General features: G+C 34.6%; 17 protein-coding genes, 2 tRNA genes, 2 rRNA genes and 1 pseudogene (1 of these 22 running past the window's edge). 21 read left to right on the forward strand and 1 reads right to left on the reverse strand.

The window, feature by feature from the left end; translation table 11 throughout:
• The 5 genes from THEWI_RS00340 to ymfI form a co-directional block, all read left to right on the forward strand.
• A 23S ribosomal RNA gene (locus THEWI_RS00340) occupies nucleotides 1–595 on the forward strand; it begins 2,287 nt to the left of the window's first position.
• A 32-nt stretch (nucleotides 596–627) separates the two neighbouring features.
• Nucleotides 628–736, forward strand: a 5S ribosomal RNA gene (gene rrf, locus THEWI_RS00345).
• Nucleotides 737–746: 10 nt separating this feature from the next.
• Nucleotides 747–821: transfer RNA gene (locus THEWI_RS00350), tRNA-Asn, on the forward strand.
• Nucleotides 822–834: 13 nt separating this feature from the next.
• Nucleotides 835–909 (forward strand) — tRNA-Gly (locus THEWI_RS00355).
• Nucleotides 910–1,037: 128 nt separating this feature from the next.
• A complete protein-coding gene (gene ymfI / locus THEWI_RS00360; protein WP_003869939.1) occupies nucleotides 1,038–1,775 on the forward strand; it encodes an elongation factor P 5-aminopentanone reductase in 738 nt (245 codons plus the stop codon).
• Between the two features lie 25 nt (nucleotides 1,776–1,800).
• On the opposite strand, the gene THEWI_RS00365 is transcribed toward ymfI, so the two are convergent.
• Nucleotides 1,801–2,526, reverse strand: coding sequence for a pseudouridine synthase (locus tag THEWI_RS00365; protein ID WP_004404565.1), 726 nt, complete (start codon nucleotides 2,524–2,526; stop codon nucleotides 1,801–1,803).
• A 291-nt stretch (nucleotides 2,527–2,817) separates the two neighbouring features.
• Here THEWI_RS00365 and THEWI_RS00370 point away from each other — a divergent pair, with 291 nt between their 5' ends.
• The 16 genes and pseudogenes from THEWI_RS00370 (at nucleotide 2,818) to THEWI_RS00435 (ending at nucleotide 19,106) form a co-directional block, all read left to right on the forward strand.
• The gene (locus THEWI_RS00370) at nucleotides 2,818–3,867 is read left to right on the forward strand and encodes a LacI family DNA-binding transcriptional regulator (RefSeq protein WP_003869937.1); all 1,050 of its coding nucleotides are present in this window, start codon (nucleotides 2,818–2,820) and stop codon (nucleotides 3,865–3,867) included.
• A 71-nt stretch (nucleotides 3,868–3,938) separates the two neighbouring features.
• Entirely contained in the window at nucleotides 3,939–5,264 is a 1,326-nt protein-coding gene (locus THEWI_RS00375; protein ID WP_014062018.1) for an extracellular solute-binding protein, read from the forward strand.
• Nucleotides 5,261–5,572, forward strand: coding sequence for a carbohydrate ABC transporter permease (locus THEWI_RS15715; protein WP_244262263.1), 312 nt, complete (start codon nucleotides 5,261–5,263; stop codon nucleotides 5,570–5,572). Before THEWI_RS00375 ends, THEWI_RS15715 begins: the two co-directional genes overlap by 4 nt.
• 44 nt (nucleotides 5,573–5,616) lie before the next feature.
• Nucleotides 5,617–6,138 carry a carbohydrate ABC transporter permease gene (locus THEWI_RS15720; protein WP_244262264.1) on the forward strand — a complete coding sequence of 174 codons (522 nt, stop codon included), beginning with the start codon at nucleotides 5,617–5,619 and terminating at the stop codon, nucleotides 6,136–6,138.
• Nucleotides 6,125–6,961 carry a carbohydrate ABC transporter permease gene (locus THEWI_RS00385; RefSeq protein WP_003869934.1) on the forward strand — a complete coding sequence of 279 codons (837 nt, stop codon included), beginning with the start codon at nucleotides 6,125–6,127 and terminating at the stop codon, nucleotides 6,959–6,961. Before THEWI_RS15720 ends, THEWI_RS00385 begins: the two co-directional genes overlap by 14 nt.
• A gap of 18 nt (nucleotides 6,962–6,979) precedes the next feature.
• Nucleotides 6,980–8,863: a beta-galactosidase trimerization domain-containing protein gene (locus THEWI_RS00390; protein WP_014062019.1), complete on the forward strand. Its 1,884-nt coding sequence runs from the start codon at nucleotides 6,980–6,982 to the stop codon at nucleotides 8,861–8,863.
• Nucleotides 8,864–8,865: 2 nt separating this feature from the next.
• A complete protein-coding gene (locus tag THEWI_RS00395; protein WP_014062020.1) occupies nucleotides 8,866–9,774 on the forward strand; it encodes a beta-1,2-mannobiose phosphorylase in 909 nt (302 codons plus the stop codon).
• Between the two features lie 14 nt (nucleotides 9,775–9,788).
• Nucleotides 9,789–10,679 carry a beta-1,2-mannobiose phosphorylase gene (locus THEWI_RS00400; protein ID WP_014062021.1) on the forward strand — a complete coding sequence of 297 codons (891 nt, stop codon included), beginning with the start codon at nucleotides 9,789–9,791 and terminating at the stop codon, nucleotides 10,677–10,679.
• A gap of 217 nt (nucleotides 10,680–10,896) precedes the next feature.
• The gene (locus THEWI_RS00405) at nucleotides 10,897–11,943 is read left to right on the forward strand and encodes a nucleotidyltransferase family protein (protein WP_014062022.1); all 1,047 of its coding nucleotides are present in this window, start codon (nucleotides 10,897–10,899) and stop codon (nucleotides 11,941–11,943) included.
• Nucleotides 11,944–11,972: 29 nt separating this feature from the next.
• Nucleotides 11,973–13,148 (forward strand): glycosyltransferase family 4 protein, encoded by a 1,176-nt coding sequence (locus THEWI_RS00410; protein WP_014062023.1) that lies wholly within the window; start codon nucleotides 11,973–11,975, stop codon nucleotides 13,146–13,148.
• A 20-nt stretch (nucleotides 13,149–13,168) separates the two neighbouring features.
• Nucleotides 13,169–14,217: pseudogene (locus THEWI_RS15355) on the forward strand (glycoside hydrolase family protein).
• A gap of 52 nt (nucleotides 14,218–14,269) precedes the next feature.
• On the forward strand, nucleotides 14,270–14,476 hold the full coding sequence (locus tag THEWI_RS15725; protein ID WP_003868603.1) for a hypothetical protein: 207 nt from the start codon (nucleotides 14,270–14,272) through the stop codon (nucleotides 14,474–14,476).
• Between the two features lie 17 nt (nucleotides 14,477–14,493).
• On the forward strand, nucleotides 14,494–15,246 hold the full coding sequence (locus THEWI_RS00420; RefSeq protein ID WP_244262267.1) for a D-alanine--D-alanine ligase family protein: 753 nt from the start codon (nucleotides 14,494–14,496) through the stop codon (nucleotides 15,244–15,246).
• A 138-nt stretch (nucleotides 15,247–15,384) separates the two neighbouring features.
• Nucleotides 15,385–16,152: an SDR family oxidoreductase gene (locus tag THEWI_RS00425; RefSeq protein ID WP_014062025.1), complete on the forward strand. Its 768-nt coding sequence runs from the start codon at nucleotides 15,385–15,387 to the stop codon at nucleotides 16,150–16,152.
• 25 nt (nucleotides 16,153–16,177) lie between these two features.
• Complete coding sequence (locus THEWI_RS00430; protein ID WP_014062026.1) at nucleotides 16,178–16,756, forward strand: TetR/AcrR family transcriptional regulator; 579 nt, start codon at nucleotides 16,178–16,180, stop codon at nucleotides 16,754–16,756.
• A gap of 133 nt (nucleotides 16,757–16,889) precedes the next feature.
• Nucleotides 16,890–19,106: a YhgE/Pip domain-containing protein gene (locus THEWI_RS00435; protein ID WP_014062027.1), complete on the forward strand. Its 2,217-nt coding sequence runs from the start codon at nucleotides 16,890–16,892 to the stop codon at nucleotides 19,104–19,106.
• Nucleotides 19,107–19,197 lie beyond the last annotated feature (91 nt).

The following is a 19,197-nucleotide window of genomic DNA, read 5'->3' on the forward strand; positions in this document are numbered from 1 at the left end:
GACGGGAATCGCGCGAGAGAGTGCAAAGGCAGAAGGTAGCCTGACTGCGAGAGAGACATCTCGAGCAGGGACGAAAGTCGGGCTTAGTGATCCGGCGGCAGTGAGTGGGAACGCCGTCGCTCAACGGATAAAAGCTACCCCGGGGATAACAGGCTGATCTCCCCCAAGAGTCCACATCGACGGGGAGGTTTGGCACCTCGATGTCGGCTCATCGCATCCTGGGGCTGAAGTAGGTCCCAAGGGTTGGGCTGTTCGCCCATTAAAGCGGTACGCGAGCTGGGTTCAGAACGTCGTGAGACAGTTCGGTCCCTATCCGTCGCGGGCGAAGGAAACTTGAGAGGCACTGCCCCTAGTACGAGAGGACCGGGGTGGACGAACCGATGGTGTACCAGTTGCACCGCCAGGTGCACAGCTGGGTAGCCAAGTTCGGAGGGGATAAACGCTGAAAGCATCTAAGCGTGAAGCCCGCCTCAAGATTAGGTTTCCCACCCGTAAGGGGTAAGACACCTCGAAGACCACGAGGTAGATAGGCCGGGGGTGTAAGAGTGGAAACACTCTTAGCTGACCGGTACTAATCAGTCGAGGACTTGACCGAGAAGGCTTTGTGCAGTTTTGAGGGTCTAGATTTCCGGTGGCGATAGCGGAGGGGAAACACCCGTTCCCATTCCGAACACGGAAGTTAAGCCCTCCAGCGCCGATGGTACTGCTTTCGCGGGAGAGTAGGTCGCTGCCGGAATTAAAAATATTCCTCAGTAGCTCAATGGTGGAGCAACCGGCTGTTAACCGGTAGGCTGTAGGTTCGAGTCCTACCTGAGGAGCCAACTTTTAAGAGATGCGGATGTGGCTCAGCGGTAGAGCATCGGCTTCCCAAGCCGAGGATCGCGGGTTCGAATCCCGTCATCCGCTCCATAAGAAAATGAGAGGTTCTGCGAGGTAAATGCAGAACCTTTTTTAGTATTTTTTATTGATATTGACATAATTTTATTTTTTTATAAAATTACAAAAAGAAGTGTCAATTAATTTAGAAGGTGAAAGAGATGTTAAATGGCAAAGTAGCGATTGTAACTGGTGGTGCTGGGGATATAGGAAGAGAAATTTGTATAGAGCTTGCAAAAGAAGGGGCTTCTATAGCAATACATTATAATAACAGTTATGAGCAAGCTGTTAAATTAAGAGAGTATATAAAAAGCAATTTTAGTTATGCGGAAATTTTTAAAGCAGATATTTCAGACAGACAGCAGGTAGACAATATGATTGATAGTATTTATAATAAATTTGGTCGCATTGACTATCTTATAAATAATGCAGGAATTGCCCAAATCAAACCATTTATAGAAATAACAGAAGAAGATTGGGATAGGATGATGAATGTCAATTTAAAAGGTCTTTTCAATTGCACACAAAGTGTTTTGAGGCATATGTTGCCTCAAAAACATGGGAGTATAATAAACATTTCTTCAATTTGGGGTATTTCCGGTGCTTCCTGTGAAGTACATTATTCAGCATCTAAAGGAGGAATAATAGCTTTTACAAAGGCTTTGGCAAAAGAGTTAGGGCCTTCTAAAATAAGAGTTAATTGTATTGCTCCTGGAGTAATTGATACTCGAATGAACAACATTTTAAATAGGGAAGAAAAGAAACACTTAATTGAGGATATACCACTTATGAGTATAGGGAAACCTCAAGATGTAGCAAATGCTGTACTGTTTTTATTATCTGACAAGGCAAATTTTATAACAGGGCAAGTTATAACTGTAGATGGGGGATTTATATAACAAGGCTTTGGTGAAAGCCTTGTTTTTATATCGACTTTTTCAGGAAAGATAGCTCTTCTTCAGACAATTCTCTCCACTCCCCAGGTTTTAGATTTTCGTCAAGGGTGAGACTACCCATTGCCAATCTTTTGAGGTATATGACCTTTTTACCGACTGATTCAAACATCCTTTTTATTTGGTGATATTTTCCTTCTCTTATATAAACGTAAACTTTCGACACATCAGAAGAAGAAAAAAGAATTTCAAGGTTTGCGGGAAGAGTTTTATACCCATCTTCAAGTATAATGCCTTCATTGAAAGCTTTAATGTCGCTTTCATTGACAAAACCTAATATTTCAGCATAATATTTTTTTATAACATTCTTTTTTGGTGATAAAAGCTGATGTGCCAAGTCTCCGTCATTAGTTATAAGAAGCAATCCTTCTGTATCTTTATCAAGTCTTCCTACGGGAAATGGATTTCGAGCTTTTAATTCTTGAGGAAGAAGGTCAATAACTGTTTTTTCAACTTCGTCATATGTGGCGCTAATAACTCCTTTTGGCTTATTTATCATGATATATATAAATTCTTTGTAATTGATCTTTTCACCATCAAATAAAATTTCATCAGATTCAGTATCTACAATTAAACCAGCATCTTTTACTGTATTTCCATTTACCAATACAAGACCTTCTTTAATGAATTTTTTAACTTCTTTTCTCGTACCAATGCCTATATTCGATAAAAGTTTATCTATTCTCATTTTTGCCATGTAAATTACCTCCAAAAAGAGTCTATGATGTAATTATAACACGAAATTTTGTATTTTTAGAGTATATAATATTGGTTTATTCAATTCACTTTAAATTACTTGAATTATAAATTAGACAAAGTGCTGTGTTCTCTACTTTATTGTGAATATATTTCAAGTAATCGTTAAGATAAGATTATAACAAACAAAATTCAAGTAAAATCTATAATAATTCAAGTAAATTTTGCTTGATAATTAAATTCAAATGATTTATAATCTATTACAAGAAAACGATTTTTAGAGGTGTTAAGTTTGACGGCAATTAAAAGGAAAAAAGTGACCATGAAAGATATCGCTGAAAGGTTGAACTTATCAATTAATGCTGTGTCCCTGGCTTTAAATGACAAGGTGGGGGTGAGCGAAGAGACAAGAAAAATAGTTTTAAAAACAGCTGATGAAATGGGGTATTTTGATGAAAATCCCTCTTTTATTGCTAAAAATCATTTCAGAAATATTTGCCTACTGATTGAAGAGAGAAATTTCCGCGATACTCATTTTTATACAAAAGTAATTTTAGGTATAGAGAATGAAGCAAAGAAAAATAATTACGATATTTTAGTAAACTTTATGAATCAAGATGATTTTCAGGTACCTTCCAGTGTTGAAACGAGAAAAGTTTCAGGAATTTTAGTGGTTGGTACTATTAAAGATGAACATCTGGAAAAATTATTGAAGTATGATATACCAACTGTCCTTGTAGACCATGCTTCATTTACTATAAGTACAGATGCTGTATTAACTCAAAATATGCCTGGCTCATATATGGCAACACAATATCTTATTCGAAAAGGCCATACTCAAATAGGTTTTTTTGGTGAAATAGATTTTTCTTTAAGTTTTAAAGAAAGATGGTTAGGCTTTAACGAGGCGATGAGAAATGCAGGACTTAATGTAGATCCCATATTTAATGTAAATCCTGGATATTGTGTAATAGGACAGGTAGAACAATATGTTTTAAGCAAAAACTACAAAGAGGTAGCAAATATTATCTCAAAGTTAGATAAACTTCCTACTGCATGGGTATGCTCCAACGACAGTGCTGCTATTACCTTGTACAATGCATTGAGCATTTTGGGTATTAAAGTACCTGACGATATCTCTGTAGTTGGCTTTGATGATATTGATATATGTAACATTGTGACACCGCATTTGACTACTATCCGCATAAATAAAGAACTTATGGGAGCAAAAGCTGTAAAAAGACTTTTGTGGAGGATGGAAAACCCAAAAGAGCCCTGTGACCACATACGGATGGAGGTTAAGCTGATAGAGAGGGAATCAGTAAGGGAAGTTAGAAATTAAAAACTTTTAGAGGACATAAAAACAGCATTAAGCTGTTTTTTAAATAAAATTAATTTTTGGAGGTGTGTTTTATGAAAAAAATAGCTAAAAGTATTCTAATTTTACTTCTTGTTGCATCACTTTTGGCAGGCTGTGGGACTAGTACAAGCCAAAAGAATGAAGCATCACAGACAACAAAAGAAAAAGTTGTTACAATCGATTTTTGGGCTGCTCCAAATCCTCCGCAGCAGACTTTCTGGAAACAGATGGCTGAAGAATATGCAAAAGTTAATCCAAACATCAAAGTAAATGTTAGTCCGATGCCTGAATCACCAACATCTGAAGCTGGAATTCAAGCAGCTCTTGCCGGTGGTAATGCTCCTACAATTTCAGAAAACATTTCCCGTGGTTTTGCGGCACAACTTGTAGACAGTAAAGCATTAGTACCTCTTGATACAATGGATGGATGGAATGACATTATAAAAACTAGAAATATGGGAAACACAATCCAGGCATGGGAGTTTGCGGATGGGCATCAATATGTATTGCCTATATATTCAAACGCGATGCTTTTTGCATGGAGGATCGATATTTTAAAGCAATTGGGATATAATGAACCTCCAAAAACTTATAGTCAAATTATTGAATTAGGGAAAAAATTAAAAGAAAAATATCCTGACAAGTATTTATGGGCAAATCCAGATTTAATTGACTCTACCTGGTGGAAAAGATGGTTTGACTTCTTTATGCTTTATGATGCAGCTTCAAACGGTAATAAATTCATAGAGGGAAATAATTTTGTTGCTGATGATAAAGCCGGAGTTGCTACACTTAAATTCCTTGAGGATATGGCAAAAAATAAGCTTATATTAACGCAAAAAGCTACGGATCCTTTTGAAACAGGAATAAGTGTATGGACAACAATTGGTCCTTGGACGTTTAATACATGGAAGGACAAATATCCAGAACTTAAGCTAAATGAAACTTATGTGCTTGCACTACCTCCAGTGCCAGATGGAATGAGTACAGATAATGTAAAAACATTTGCAGATACAAAAGGCCTTGTAATATATGCACAATCAAGTCCTGAAAAGCAAAAAGCAGCAATGGAATTTATAAAATGGGTATATTCTAATCCCGAAAATGATATGAAATGGTTTGAAATTACTAATCTTCCACCAGCAAGAGATGATGTCAATACAAACGAACAATTTAAAAATTACTTAAAAGATCATCCTGAGCTTCAACTGTATGCTGAATCTATACCAAATGCTATTCCGCCTATTGATAATGCTAAATTTAACGATATTCAGACATTAATTGGCCAAAAAGCTGTAAATCCTGTTGTGGCAGGACAAGTAGATGCACAAAAGGCTTGGGATGATATGAAAAAGGCGATTCAGGGGGTTCTTAAATGAAAAAAGGACAAGAGAAATTGGGTTGGCTTTTTGCCAGCCCATACCTTGTATACAGTTTAATATTTTTCGTAATTCCGCTTTTTGGAGCATTATTTTTATCTTTTACTAACTGGAATCTTATTTCACCTCAATATGAGAATGTTGGTTTTTTAAACTTTATTCAAGCAGTTAAAAGTCCAGGAGTAAAAGCGGCATTTTTTGTAACATATAAGTTTATGATAATATTTGTGCCTATGGTATTAATTGGATCTTTGGTAATTTCTCTTATTATAAACAGTTTGCCAAGATTTAAAAGTTTTTTTCTGTAGGATATTTTCTTCCCTATCTTGCCTCTGGTGTTGCTACATCAGTAGTGGTAAAGGGAATTTTATCATATAACAGTGCTTTAAATGTGTGGTTAAGAAATACGTGGCATTTAAACATTGATTGGCTGGGTTCACAGATACTTGCTCCATTGATTATTGCTGTTATGATATCGTGGAAATTTATGGGTTATTATTCGCTTATACTGACATCTGGATTAGAGAGCATACCGGGTGAGGTATATGAAGCTGCTGCTATAGATGGTGCAACAGGTTGGATAAAATTTTTTAAAATTACGCTGCCACTTTTATATCCAGCTATGTTTACAGTGACTATATTGGCAGTTGGACTTGTATTTGGTATATTTACAGAACCCTATGTATTAACAGGTGGAGGACCTGGATTTTCAACAAATACATGGCAAATAGAAATATATAACCAAGCTTTTAGCAAGCTAAATGCGGGTTACGGCTCTGCAATTGCAATTATTGATTCTGTAGTGACTTTTGTGACCATAATAATTGTTCGGAGATTGCTAGAAATTTGGGGGAAGAGTTATGGTTGGGAGTAAAAATAAGAAATTGCAACTTATATTATTGTATACAATAGCCATTATTTTTTTAATTATAATGGTATACCCATATTTGTATATGGTATTAAATTCGCTTGCACCATGGGATCAAGTTGATAGAAAAATAATACCAACAGGAATTACATTGAAATCTTATATTTGGCTTTTACGTGGAGGAGAAGATGTTACACCACGTCCGTGGCTCAGAGCCTTTGCTAACAGTATTATTGTAACAGTTTCATCAACATTTTTAATGATGGTTACAGCATTATTAGTTGCATATGCCTTGTCAAAAATAGTTTTTAAAGGAAGCAGAACAATAAATAACATTATAATGTTTCAGATGTTTTATCCATCGATTATTCTTTTGATACCTACGTTTTTGCTGGTGAGAAAATTAGGATTATATGATACTTATTGGGGTATGATTATTCCAAAGTCTGTAAGTTTATGGGCGATATTTATGTATACAAATTTTTTTAAAGCAATACCAAACGAGTTAATTGAGGCTGCAAAAATAGATGGTGCAAATGAAATTAAAATACTTTTTAAGATTGTTTTGCCAATGTCAAAATCAATTACAACAGTTATTTTCCTGTTTTTATTTATGGAAAGATGGGTAGAGCTTTTGTGGGATATGCTCGTCGTGCATGATCAAAATCTTCTTACTCTGAATGTTATGCTAGCACAAATGTTTGGACCATATGGTGCATATCCGGGACCAATGTATGCTGCTTCTGTAATTTTGACAATGCCAATACTTATTTTGTTTATAATTTTTAGCAAGAATTTTAAAGAAGGTATACAGTTTGTTTTAAAATAATATGACGGAGGTAGAAAAATGGCAAAATTTGCAGATGAATTTATAATAGGAGCTAATTATTGGCCGAGAAATCATGGCATTGAAATGTGGAAAGAGTGGAATTATGATGAGATAAAAAGTGAATTTATTGAAGCGAAAAGCTTAGGCATTAATGTAATGAGAATAAATCTTTTTTGGGAGGATTTTCAGCCAAAGCCTGATGTAATATCAGAGGAAGCGGTGAAAAAGTTTGACGAGCTTATTAAAATATGTCATGAAGTTGATATGAAAATCGCGCCTACTTTTTTTGTGGGGCATATGAGCGGTGAGAATTGGGATGTGCCGTGGAGAGAAGGTAGGAATATATACAGTGATTCATTTATGTTGAGGTATCAAATTAAATTGGTACGCTTTTTTGCTGAGAGGTACAAAGATGAATCTGCTATTTTGTTTTGGGACCTTTCAAATGAGCCAGATAATTATGTAAAAGCAGAGTCAAGACATGATGCTTGGCTGTGGAACTATGTCTTATCAAATGAGATAAAAAAATACGACAAAAATCATCCCGTAACACTTGGAATACACCAGGCATCTCTTCTTACCGATAATAATTTTTATCCTGAAGACTTGCAAGAAGGAAATGATTTTCTGTGTATGCACGCATATCCAATTTATACAGATACATGTATAGACCCTGTAAATTCTATAAGAAGCACTTATATGGCACCTTTTGCTTCTAAACTCACCCAAGCTATGGGTGGCAAAGAAGTGCTACTGGAGGAATTTGGTGCAACTACACTTATGATGAGTGAAGATATAGAGGGAAATTATTACAAGGTGGTTCTGTATAGCCTTCTTGCGAATGAATCGATAGGTGCAATAGCCTGGTGCTTTGGAGATTTTTCTGTTGGCGAAAGGCTTCCCTATAATTCTACCCCCTTTGAAACGCAATTTGGTATAACAGCAGTTGATGGAAGAGTTAAAAAAGCAGGACTTGAAATAAAAGCTTTTTCTGAATTTATGAATAAAATTGAGTATAAGGATTTAAAACACAAAAAGTGTGATGCCGCGATAATCATTCCGGATAAGTATTATAGTGCTTTATTTGTAGGTAACGATTATACTCCAGAGAGAAATTTTAGGATTCTTTTAAATAGTTTTATACTGGCAAAGGAAGCAGGTATAGATGTTGAATTGGTAAGAGCTGATGGAGATTTTAGTAAGTATAAAATGCTTATACTGCCTTCCGCTTATAGAAAAGGGCATTTAAATTATGACCAATGGGTAAAAATTATGGATTTTGTTAAAAATGGTGGCACTTTGTATGTATCATACGATGGAATTTCTGTAGAAGGTTTTGATGAGGTTTTTGGAGTTAAAACGCAATATTCTATGGTGCCCAAAAATGAGACAGTATCAATGCATTGTGAAGAACTTGGAATTGATTTAAATTATAAAGCTCTTAAATTTAATAAAAGACTTATTGCAAAGCCGACAACAGGCCGTGTAATTGCAAATGATGATGAGAATAACCCGGCAATAGTTATAAATAAATATGGCAAAGGGAATGCTATTCTTGTTACGTATCCTATTGAGCTCTATTTAAGTTATATGCCCGATGTATATAAGACTGACAGGTCTTATTTGATTTATAAGTATGCTAAAGAGCTGAGCGGAATAGAATACAACGTAAAAGTAGAATCTCCTTATATTGAAGTAAAAGAGTTTGATTATGGCAGGAAAACCCTTGTGTTCTTTATAAATCATGAAGACATAGATATTCATACTAAAATAAGAATAAGTAGAAAAACAAAAAATAATGAGAAAATACAAGATTTAATCAGCGGAAGGCAGATTAATTTAGAAAATTTCACAATAGAGGCTAATGGAGTAGTTGCAATTTTGCTGGAAAAGGGGGTATAAAGATGTTCAGGCTAACAAGACTTAGTAACAAACCTATATTGTCGCCAATAAAAGAGCATGAATGGGAAAAGGAGGCTGTTTTTAATGCAGCAGTAATATATGAAGATAATAAATTCCACTTGTTTTACAGAGCCTCTAATAATAAATTTGTTTTGAATACTGAAAAGCCAGAAGAAAAATATAAATTTGTATCCTCAATTGGATATGCTGTAAGCGAAGATGGTATAAATTTTGAAAGATTTGACAAGCCTGTTTTAGTGGGGGACCCCCCACAAGAAGCGTGGGGAGTAGAAGACCCAAGAATTACAAAAATTGACGACAAGTATTACATGCTCTATACAGGTTTTGGAGGAAGGGACTGGTTGGATTTTAGAATATGTATGGTTTGGTCTGATGATTTAAAAAATTGGAAAGGACATAGAATTGTTCTTGATGAACCCAATAAAGATGCGGCGCTTTTGTCCGAAAAAATAGATGGAAAGTATGTGCTTTTCCATAGAAGAATGCCCGATATTTGGATTGCTTATTCTGATGATTTAGTAAATTGGTATGACCATAAGATTATAATGTCCCCTAAACCTTACACATGGGAGTCAAAGAAAATTGGCATAGCAGGACCTCCTATAAAAAGAGAAGATGGATGGCTTTTAATATATCACGGGGTGGATGACAACAATGTGTACAGACTTGGTGCAGCTCTTTTAGACTTAAAGGACCCATCAAAGGTTGTTGCGAGACAAAAAGAGCCTATTTTAGAGCCAGAGTTGGATTGGGAAATAAATGGACTTGTGCCTAATGTGGTATTTAGCTGTGGAGCAGTTGAAGTGAATGACATGTATTATGTGTATTATGGAGCAGCAGATACCCATATAGGTGTAGCAGTCATTGAAAAAGAAAAAGTAAAATTTTAAAAGGAGTGTATGGAGTGATAAAGTTAAAGAGATTGTCGGATAAGCCAGTATTAATGCCAAAAGCAGAAAATGAATGGGAAAGAGCAGCAGTTTTTAATACTGCAGCAATTTATGACAATGGACTGTTTCACTTGATTTATAGGGCTACTGACATTGGACCTCACGCCAAATATGGGAAATATACTTCTCGCCTGGGGTATGCAGTTAGCAAAGACGGGATTAATTTTATGAGATTAGACAAACCAGTGATGAGCAATGAGACAGAACAAGAGCTCAGAGGATTAGAAGACCCAAGGATAGTCAAAATTGACGGCATTTATTATATGATGTACACAGGTTTTGGGGATAGGTTCACAGATGACTATAGGATTTGTTTGGCTATCTCCAAAAACCTTATAGATTGGGAGAGAAAAGGAGTAGTTTTAGATGAACCTAATAAAGACGCCTCTTTATTTCCTGAAAAAATCAATGGAAAGTATGTGATGCTTCATAGAAGGTATCCAGATATATGGATTGCCTTTTCAGAAGATTTAAAAAATTGGTATGACCATAAGCCTATCATTAAGCCAATTCCTGGAACGTGGGAAAGTGCGAGAGTCGGAATTGGAGGGCCGCCTATTAGGACAAAAGATGGTTGGTTTTTGATATACCATGCAGCTGATGACAATAATGTATATAGATTGGGAGCAGTCCTTTTAGATTTAGAAGATCCATCAAAGATTATTGCAAGGCAAAAAGAACCTATCTTAGAGCCAGAACTACAGTGGGAAAAAGAAGGATACATTCCTAATGTTGTATTTAGTTGTGGTAATGCAGTAAAAGATGATACTATTTACGTTTATTATGGGGGCGCGGATACTGTTATAGGCGTGGCGATATTAGAGATGAAAGATATCAAATTTTAGCAGGCTTTTAAAAGGCCTGTTTTTTATTTACAGAAAAGTACTTGACATGCCAAAAAGGATTAATTATAATACTTATTAGCAGCCGAATTTCAAGAGTGCTAATATATTTCTCCTCTTCTTAGTTCTTATCGTTCTTATAAATTATATCACTTGTATCACGCCCTTCTTTTGTTTTTAAGGTTAATTTTTGAAAAACTTCATAAAGGAGGGGTCTTTTATGAAGGCGTTGTTATTGGCAGGAGGTTTGGGAACAAGGCTAAGACCTCTTACAGATGACCTGCCAAAACCAATGGTTCCTATCATGGGAAGACCTCTTTTAGAAAGGATTATTTTAAACCTTAAAAGAAGTGGAGTAGATGAAGTTGTAATAAGTACTTATTATAAGTCTCAGTACATTGAAGATTACTTCAAGCCAAAAGAGGACTTAGGTGCAAAAATACACTATATTACAGAAGAATCTCCTTTGGGGACTGGTGGGGCAATAAAAAACGCCGAAAAATTTTTTGATGATACTTTCCTCATTTTAAACTCTGATATCGTCAGTGATATTGACTATGCAGATTTGATAAAATACCACAAGAGAAGAAGAGCTCAAGTAACTATTGCATCTATTGAAGTAAGAGATACTTCTCAGTACGGAGTTATAGAATTTGATGAAAAAGGCTTTATAACTGCTTTCAAAGAAAAGCCCAAACCAGGCGAGAGCAATTCTAAGTATATTAACGCAGGAGTATATGTATTTGAACCTGAGGTGTTAAAAGAAATTCCTGAAAATACAGTAGTATCTGTAGAGAGGGAGACATATCCCAAACTTTTGGAAAAAGGGTATAGAATGGCTATTTATAAATTTAACGGTTACTGGATAGACATAGGTACAATAGATAAATACAAAAAAGTTCATGAGGACATTTTAAAAGGAAAATCAAGATTTGTAAGTACTACTTCCTCAAGAGGCATAATTTTAGGAGACAATGTTAAAATTCATCCTACCGCAAAAGTGATAGGACCTGCTTATATTGGAAATAATACTGAAATTGATGCCTATGCTACAGTTGGTCCGTATACAGTAATTGGGAATAACTGTCGAATAGGTCAAGAGAGCAAAGTATCACAAAGTGTATTGTGGGATAATGTAAAAGTGCGCAGGTTTGCAAGATTAGAGAATGCAGTTGTCACTTCAGAATGTATAGTAGAAGTGAATATGGAAGTTAAAAATACAGTGTTTACAGCTAATAGATTGGCAAGTACTACGTTGACAACTTAATACTAAACAAACTAAGAAGGGGGCGTGATATGATGAGCGTATTGGGGAGAAATGTAGCATTTTTGAGCACTTATCCACCAAGAGAATGTGGCATTGCTACTTTTACTCAAGATTTAGTTAATGAAATAAAAAAGATAAAACTTATTAATTTTGTAGGAGTAATTGCAATAAACGATAATAAAACTTACGAATACGATAGTGATGTTAAATATCAGTTACAACAATTTGTAAGAGAAGATTATGTAAGATTAGCCCGTGAATTAAATGAATCTGACATAGATTTGCTCATTATAGAACATGAATACGGAATATTTGGAGGAGAAAGTGGAGAGTACTTATTAGATTTGGTAGACAATTTAAATATACCCTTTGTTTTGACAGTCCACACAGTATTATCAAATCCAAATGAAAAACAACTTATGATACTTAAAGAATTAGGTAAAAAAAGTGTTAAAGTAGTTACAATGGCTAAAAATACTATACCACTTCTTGAAAAGATATATCACATACCTTCTAATAAAATCACTGTCATTCCTCACGGTGTGCCCAATCTTCCAGTATTACCCAAAGAAACATTGAAAGAAAGATATGGATTTAAAGGCAGAAGAATAATAAGCACTTTTGGTCTTATAAATCCGGGCAAAGGAATAGAGTATGGCATAGAAGCAATAAGTATTGTGGCTAAAAAATACAAAGATGTATTATACCTAATTTTAGGGCAAACCCATCCAAACATAAAGAGAGAATTTGGGGAAGAGTATAGGGAGAAACTTCAAAAACTAGTCCATGACCTTGGAGTAGAAGATAATGTAAAATTTGTGGACAAATATCTTACGAAGAAAGAGATTTTGGAGTATTTGAAGATGTCAGATATATATATGACTCCATACTTAAACAAAGAACAAGCTGTAAGCGGTACTTTAGCATATGCAGCAGGTTTAGGGAAAGTGATTATTTCCACTCCTTATATGTACGCTGAAGAAATTTTAGGAGAAGGAAGAGGATTGCTTGCTAATTTCCGTGATGCAAAGTCTTTAGCTAAACATATTGAGTATATATTTGAAAACCCTGAGAAAAGGCTGCAGATAGAGTCAGAAATTAAAAAATTAGGGAATACAATGATGTGGAATAACGTTGCTTACAGATATGTCATAATGATTTTGTCTGTATTGGACATTAAATCAAGGGAGGAAGTTGTGATATAGAGGAAGGGGGAATTGAAATAATGAAACTAGCAACTAAGTTTCAGCATCTTTTCAAGCTAACGGACGATACAGGCATTTTACAGCATTCCCTTTACTCTATTCCTGATTTGACAAAAGGTTACACTACTGATGACAATTCAAGGGCTCTCATTGCTGCTTCAATGCTATATGAAGTTTACAAAGATGAAAAATACCTTGATCTTTTAAAGAGATACCTTTCTTTCTTGATTTATGCCCAAAACGGCAAAGGATATTTTAGAAATTTTATGAACTACAATAGAGAATTTATTGAAGAAGTTGGCTCAGAAGATTGCTTTGGCAGAACTTTATGGGCATTAGGATATTTATTAAATACTAATTTGTCTAATGGTTATCAAAGTGTTGCTGTGACATTAATCAAAAAAGCTTTGCCCAATGTAGCAAATTTAAATTCTCTTCGCGGTAATGCTTATTCGTTAATAGGATTAAGCCTTTTATACAGTTCTGATGTTACTGAATTTAACAAAGAGAAGATAAAAAATTTGATAACTTCTATTTCAAAAAAATAGTTCAAAAATATAGGGAAAACAAAGATGAAGAGTGGAAATGGTTTGAAAATATAATGACTTACAGCAATGCCGTACTTCCTTGGACTCTTCTTAGGTCATACACTATTACAAGAGATGAAGAAGTCTTAGATGCTGCAAAAGAGAGCATGGAATTTTTAGAGAAAGTAACTTTTAGAAGTGGGTATTTTAAGCCGATAGGTTGTAAAGGTTGGTACAAAAAAGGAGATGAAAAACCTGCAGAATTTGATGAACAACCAATAGAGGCTTGTGAGACTGCTCTTATGTATACAGAAGCTTATAAAATTTTTAAAGAAGAAAAGTACAGAGAAAAAGCTATAAAATGTTACAAATGGTTTTTGGGAGAAAATTCAAAGAATGAAAGCTTAATAGATGAGGAGACAGGGGGTTGTTACGACGGTATAACTAAAGAGGGAGTAAATTTAAATGAAGGAGCAGAAAGCTTGATTTCACTGATTATAACTGACATGGTGGTGAATCACACAGAAACTGTATTTAAGTAGTTTTTCCTTTTCCTTTCAAAAATTTTTATAAAAATTGAAAAGGTGATGACATATGAAAATTGGTGTGCTTTGGAGGAAATTCAGGAATGTCGAATTTCAGAGGAAATTGACACCAGACAAAGTATATGACGATGCCTATGATGAAGCATACCATCATTATATGGCCATAAAAGAAGCTGGATTTGATTCAGTCCTCATAGAATGGAAGGAAGATCCATTAGAAACTTATGAAACTATAAAAAAGAAAAGGTGGATTTAATTTTTAATGCCTCAAGTATGAAAGAAGTAGCATTTTTAGAAGTATTCAACATACCATATGTTGGATCTGGATTGGACGTAGTAGCAACTGATAAGAGAATGAGGAAGGACATTGTGGCTTCTCACGGTTTGCCTACGCCTAAATATGTAATTGCACAAAATCCTCAAGAAATTCCTTCTGTAGACCATCTTAAATTTCCTCTATTTGCAAAACCTATAAGTGGAAGAGGAAGTGCAGGTATAGATGAAGAAAATATAATTTATGATAAGGACAAACTTCCACAAGTAGTGAGCAAAATAACCGATAAAATAGGACAAGCAGCTTTAATTGAAGAATTTATTGAAGGAAAAGAAGTGACCGTTGGAATAATTGGATATAAACACCCACAAGTATTGCCTTTATTGGAAGTAGGATATAATAACGTTAAAACTAATACTTATGAACATAAAATGTTTGACAATGAGATAATAAAATGCCCTATGGAAGTATCAAAGGAAGTGGAAGAAAAGATTAAAGAGACGGCTTTAAATATTTATAAGGTTTTAAATGCAAAGGATTTTGCGAGAATTGATATGATTCTAAGCAAAGATAATGTTCCTTATTTCTTAGAATTGAATACATTTGCGGGACTTACAATGTCAAGTAGCAAAGGTGAAAAACATGTTCATCACGGATACATGGGTTATATGGCAAAAGCGGCAGGTTTAACAAGAGGAGAATTTATTAGGAAGATTATAGAAAGTGCTATAGAAAGGTATAAGTTAAAATAATTTATGCAACCCATTTATTTGATTTTTATAAAACTTTTAAGTTATACTATTTATGATAAGGTAAACCTCTTTGCTTTTTTAATTTTAATCATGAGGTTACCTTATCTTCTTTTGTAATTAAAAATTGGAGGGTTAACTATGGATTTTAATGGGAAAGTAGTGATAGTGACAGGAGGAGGACAAGGAATAGGGCGGTTTATTGCGCGAACTTTTGCTGAAAAAGGAGCAAAAGTAGTTATAGCTGATATTGACGATGAAGCTGGCATAGAAAATGAAGAATATATAAAATCTAAAGGTGGAGACTCACTTTTTGTACATACAGATGTTTCTTTAGAGGAAGATGTTAAAAACATGGTAGATAAGACGATAAAAGCATACGGCAAGATCGATATTTTGATAAACAATGCAGGTATTGGAGCAGGAGGGACGATTTACACAAGGCCCATGGAGGAATGGGATAGAGTCATAAATGTGAACTTAAGAGGAACATATATGTGTTCAAAATATGTTGCTCCTCACATGAGAGACAATGGCGGAGGAGTCATAATAAATATAGCGTCTACAAGGGCATTTATGTCTGAACCTCATACAGAACCTTATTCTGCTTCAAAAGGTGGTATTATAGCCTTAACCCACTCTCTTGCAATAAGTTTAAGTTATGATAAAATAAGGGTGAATTCTATAAGTCCCGGATGGATAGAAGTATCTGAATGGAAGAAAAGTAGAGAAGCTAAAAAGCCCCAATTGACAGAAGAGGACCATTTGCAGCATCCTGCAGGACGGGTAGGTAAGCCAGAGGACGTAGCAAATGCATGTTTATTTTTATGTTCGGAAGAAGCTTCTTTTATTACAGGAGCGAATCTCATTGTGGATGGCGGAATGACAGTTAAAATGATATATGTTTAATTTCTTAAAAAGGGAATGAAGGAGAATGAATAAGACAAAAGAAAAGATTTTTAAAGCGGCGATAAAGACCTTTTCAAAAAGCGGATTTTACAAAACCACAATGGAAGAAATAGCGGAAAATGCTGGAGTAGCAAAAGGGACCTTGTATTATCATTTTAAAAGCAAAGATGACATATTGGATTTTTTAATTGATGAAGGTATAAAGATTTTGAAACAAGAGGCAATAGAAGAGATAGGCAAGCTAAATAATGCTGTAGAAAAACTACGGAAAATCATCTTTGTACAGACTAATTTTTTGTATAGAAATCACGACTTTATAATAGTTTTGCTAAGCCAAATATGGGGTCATGGGGAAGTTCCTCGCAAATTCAGAGAGAAATTGTATACTTATCTTGAGCTAATAGAAAATATTATTAGAGAAGGCAAGGAACAAAAACTCATTGCTGATTGCGATGAAAAGATAGTAGCAGCAGCTTTTTTTGGCATGATAAGTTCAATTTTGGCTTTGAAAGTAGTAGAAGATAGTGACGAGAAATTTAATCCACAAGATATAACAGATAGTGTATTTAATTTTGCATTAAAAGGGCTTCAACTTCAAGGATAATATACACCTCAAAGGAGGTGTTTTTTATTTTTAAAATCAAAGGTACTTTTTTATTGACACATTGAGAAGAGGAGAATATAATAATAACTGTACTGACTGGTCAGTCTAAAAATCGATGAAAGGAGGAGAAACATTGAAAGCATTTAAAGTTGCAGCAAAAGAAATAGAAAAAATAATTAAAAGCAGGTTTATAAGGGTTGCAGTTATTGTTGTTGCCTTTATGCCTTTACTTTACAGCTTTCTATACTTATACGCTTTTTGGGACCCTTATTCTAAGTTAGATAAACTCCCTGTTGCAGTTGTTAATGAAGACAAGGGCGGAATATACGATGGCAAACAAGAGAACTTTGGAAATGAAGTTGTACAAAAGTTAAAAGACAACAAAGAATTCAAATGGGATTTTGTAGATTATAAAGATGCTATTGATGGACTCAAAGGGAGTAAATATTATTTTATTATTAGAATTCCGCAGGATTTTACACAAAATCTTATAAGTGTTGATTCTCCTACTCCGAAAAAAGCTTCTATTGAGTATATAACCAATGATAAGAAAAATTTCCTTGCAACACAGATTGGCAATAAAGCTATAGAAAGTTTACAAACCCAAATAGAAAATTCTATAAGAAAAGGGTATATTGATTCTATTTTTAAAAGTGTTGATGAATTAGGCAGTGGTTTAAAAGAAGCCTCAGAGGCAGAGAATAAACTCGCAACAGGTACCTTAGAGTTGTATAATGGTGCACAAAAATTAAATAGTAGTATGAATACAGCTTTAGATGTAAGCAAACAAATAAAAGATGGTGCTTTAAGCTTAAATAATGGTATCAGTCAAGCGTTAAATGGTTCTACAGCTTTATACAATGGAGCAAATCTCCTTTCACAAAAATTTTCTGATGCAAGCAATACAGAAGCCTTATTAAATGGAATGAATTCATTACAAAATGGAATAACAGGAATTAATCAAGGATTAAATGATGCTTCTAATAGTGCCATTAAACTAAAAGATGGAATCAATTCTCTTGTCAATGGATACAATCAAGTAGGGCAAAATGTTTCTTCTTTTGCTGGCAGTATTTCACAACTGAAAAGTGGCTTGAGCCAAATTTCTACAGCTTTAGATAGTGCGCAGGTTGCTTTGAAAGATTATATTGCAAAACATCCTGAAGCAAGTAGCGACCCTGAACTACAAAAAGCACTTATTGCGATTGCACAATCTAATGCAGGGATTAATAGCATGAGTCAAAACTTAAATAGCGGTTTGACCCAAGTTCAGCAATTAAACACTGTTCTCGCACAATTGCAGCGGGCTTCCAATACAATTAATAATGGTATGGATTCTTTAGCATCAGGTCTTTCATATATGTCTCAAGCGTCAAGCCAACTTGTAGACGGTTCAAATAAATTGTACAGTGGCGTAGCACAGCTTAGTGTAGGCATAAATACAGCAGGAGAAAAATTAAAAGAAATTTCAAATGGCTTATACAGTCTCAATAATGGGATAAAAAGTTTAAGTGATGGATCCTCAAAATTATATAATGGTGCTAATTCTCTATATAATGGTATGGCACTTCTTAAAGATGGAACTAGGCAATTTGCAGATGGAGCAAAAAGTTTATATGATAATCAGAGGCTTTTAGCACGAAAATTAAGTGATGCAGCTGAGAAAATAGATTCATCAGGAATTACAACGGCTAAAAAGGATATGATTAATGAACCTATAATACTTGATACTAGAAGGCTTTATCCTGTTAAAAATTATGGAATTGGTTTTGCACCATATTTTATACCTCTATCCTTGTGGGTAGGCTCATTAATACTTTTCTTCTTGATAGATATTTTTGATAAAGAAAAATACGAAGGAATGAACAATGTCTCTATACAATTAGGAAAATTTATGTCTTTAGCATTAGTAGGCATATTGCAATCTGTGGTATCAAGTTTTGTGCTTGTAGAAGGACTAAAATTAGATGTGCGTAATTTATTGTACTATTACCTGATAAATGCTGTGATGTCTCTTACCTTTATCGCTATAATTCAGCTTTTTGTGATGCTCTTTGGCATTGCAGGTAAATTCTTTGCAGTAGTATTATTAATGCTTCAACTTACCTCCTCAGGAGGAACTTTCCCAATGGAACTTTTACCCAAGTTTTTCAACGTAATAAATCCTTATCTGCCTATGACTTATGGAGTTGCAGGCCTTAGGGAAGCAATATCTGGGAACAATATTAGCGCAATACTGCACAATATCTCTATAATTGCAGGATTTGGAGCGCTGTTCTTACTGTTTACAATACTTTTAGCAGAAAAAGCGGATAAAATGGAGATAACACAAAGGTTAAAGCAGATATAATTTATAGGGCTGCTTTATAGTAGCCCTATAAATTTACATATAGTGTATGTATTAACAACATATTGACAACGAAAAAACTATAATTTATAAT

This window comes from Thermoanaerobacter wiegelii Rt8.B1 (assembly GCF_000147695.2).
Classification (GTDB): domain Bacteria; phylum Bacillota; class Thermoanaerobacteria; order Thermoanaerobacterales; family Thermoanaerobacteraceae; genus Thermoanaerobacter; species Thermoanaerobacter ethanolicus.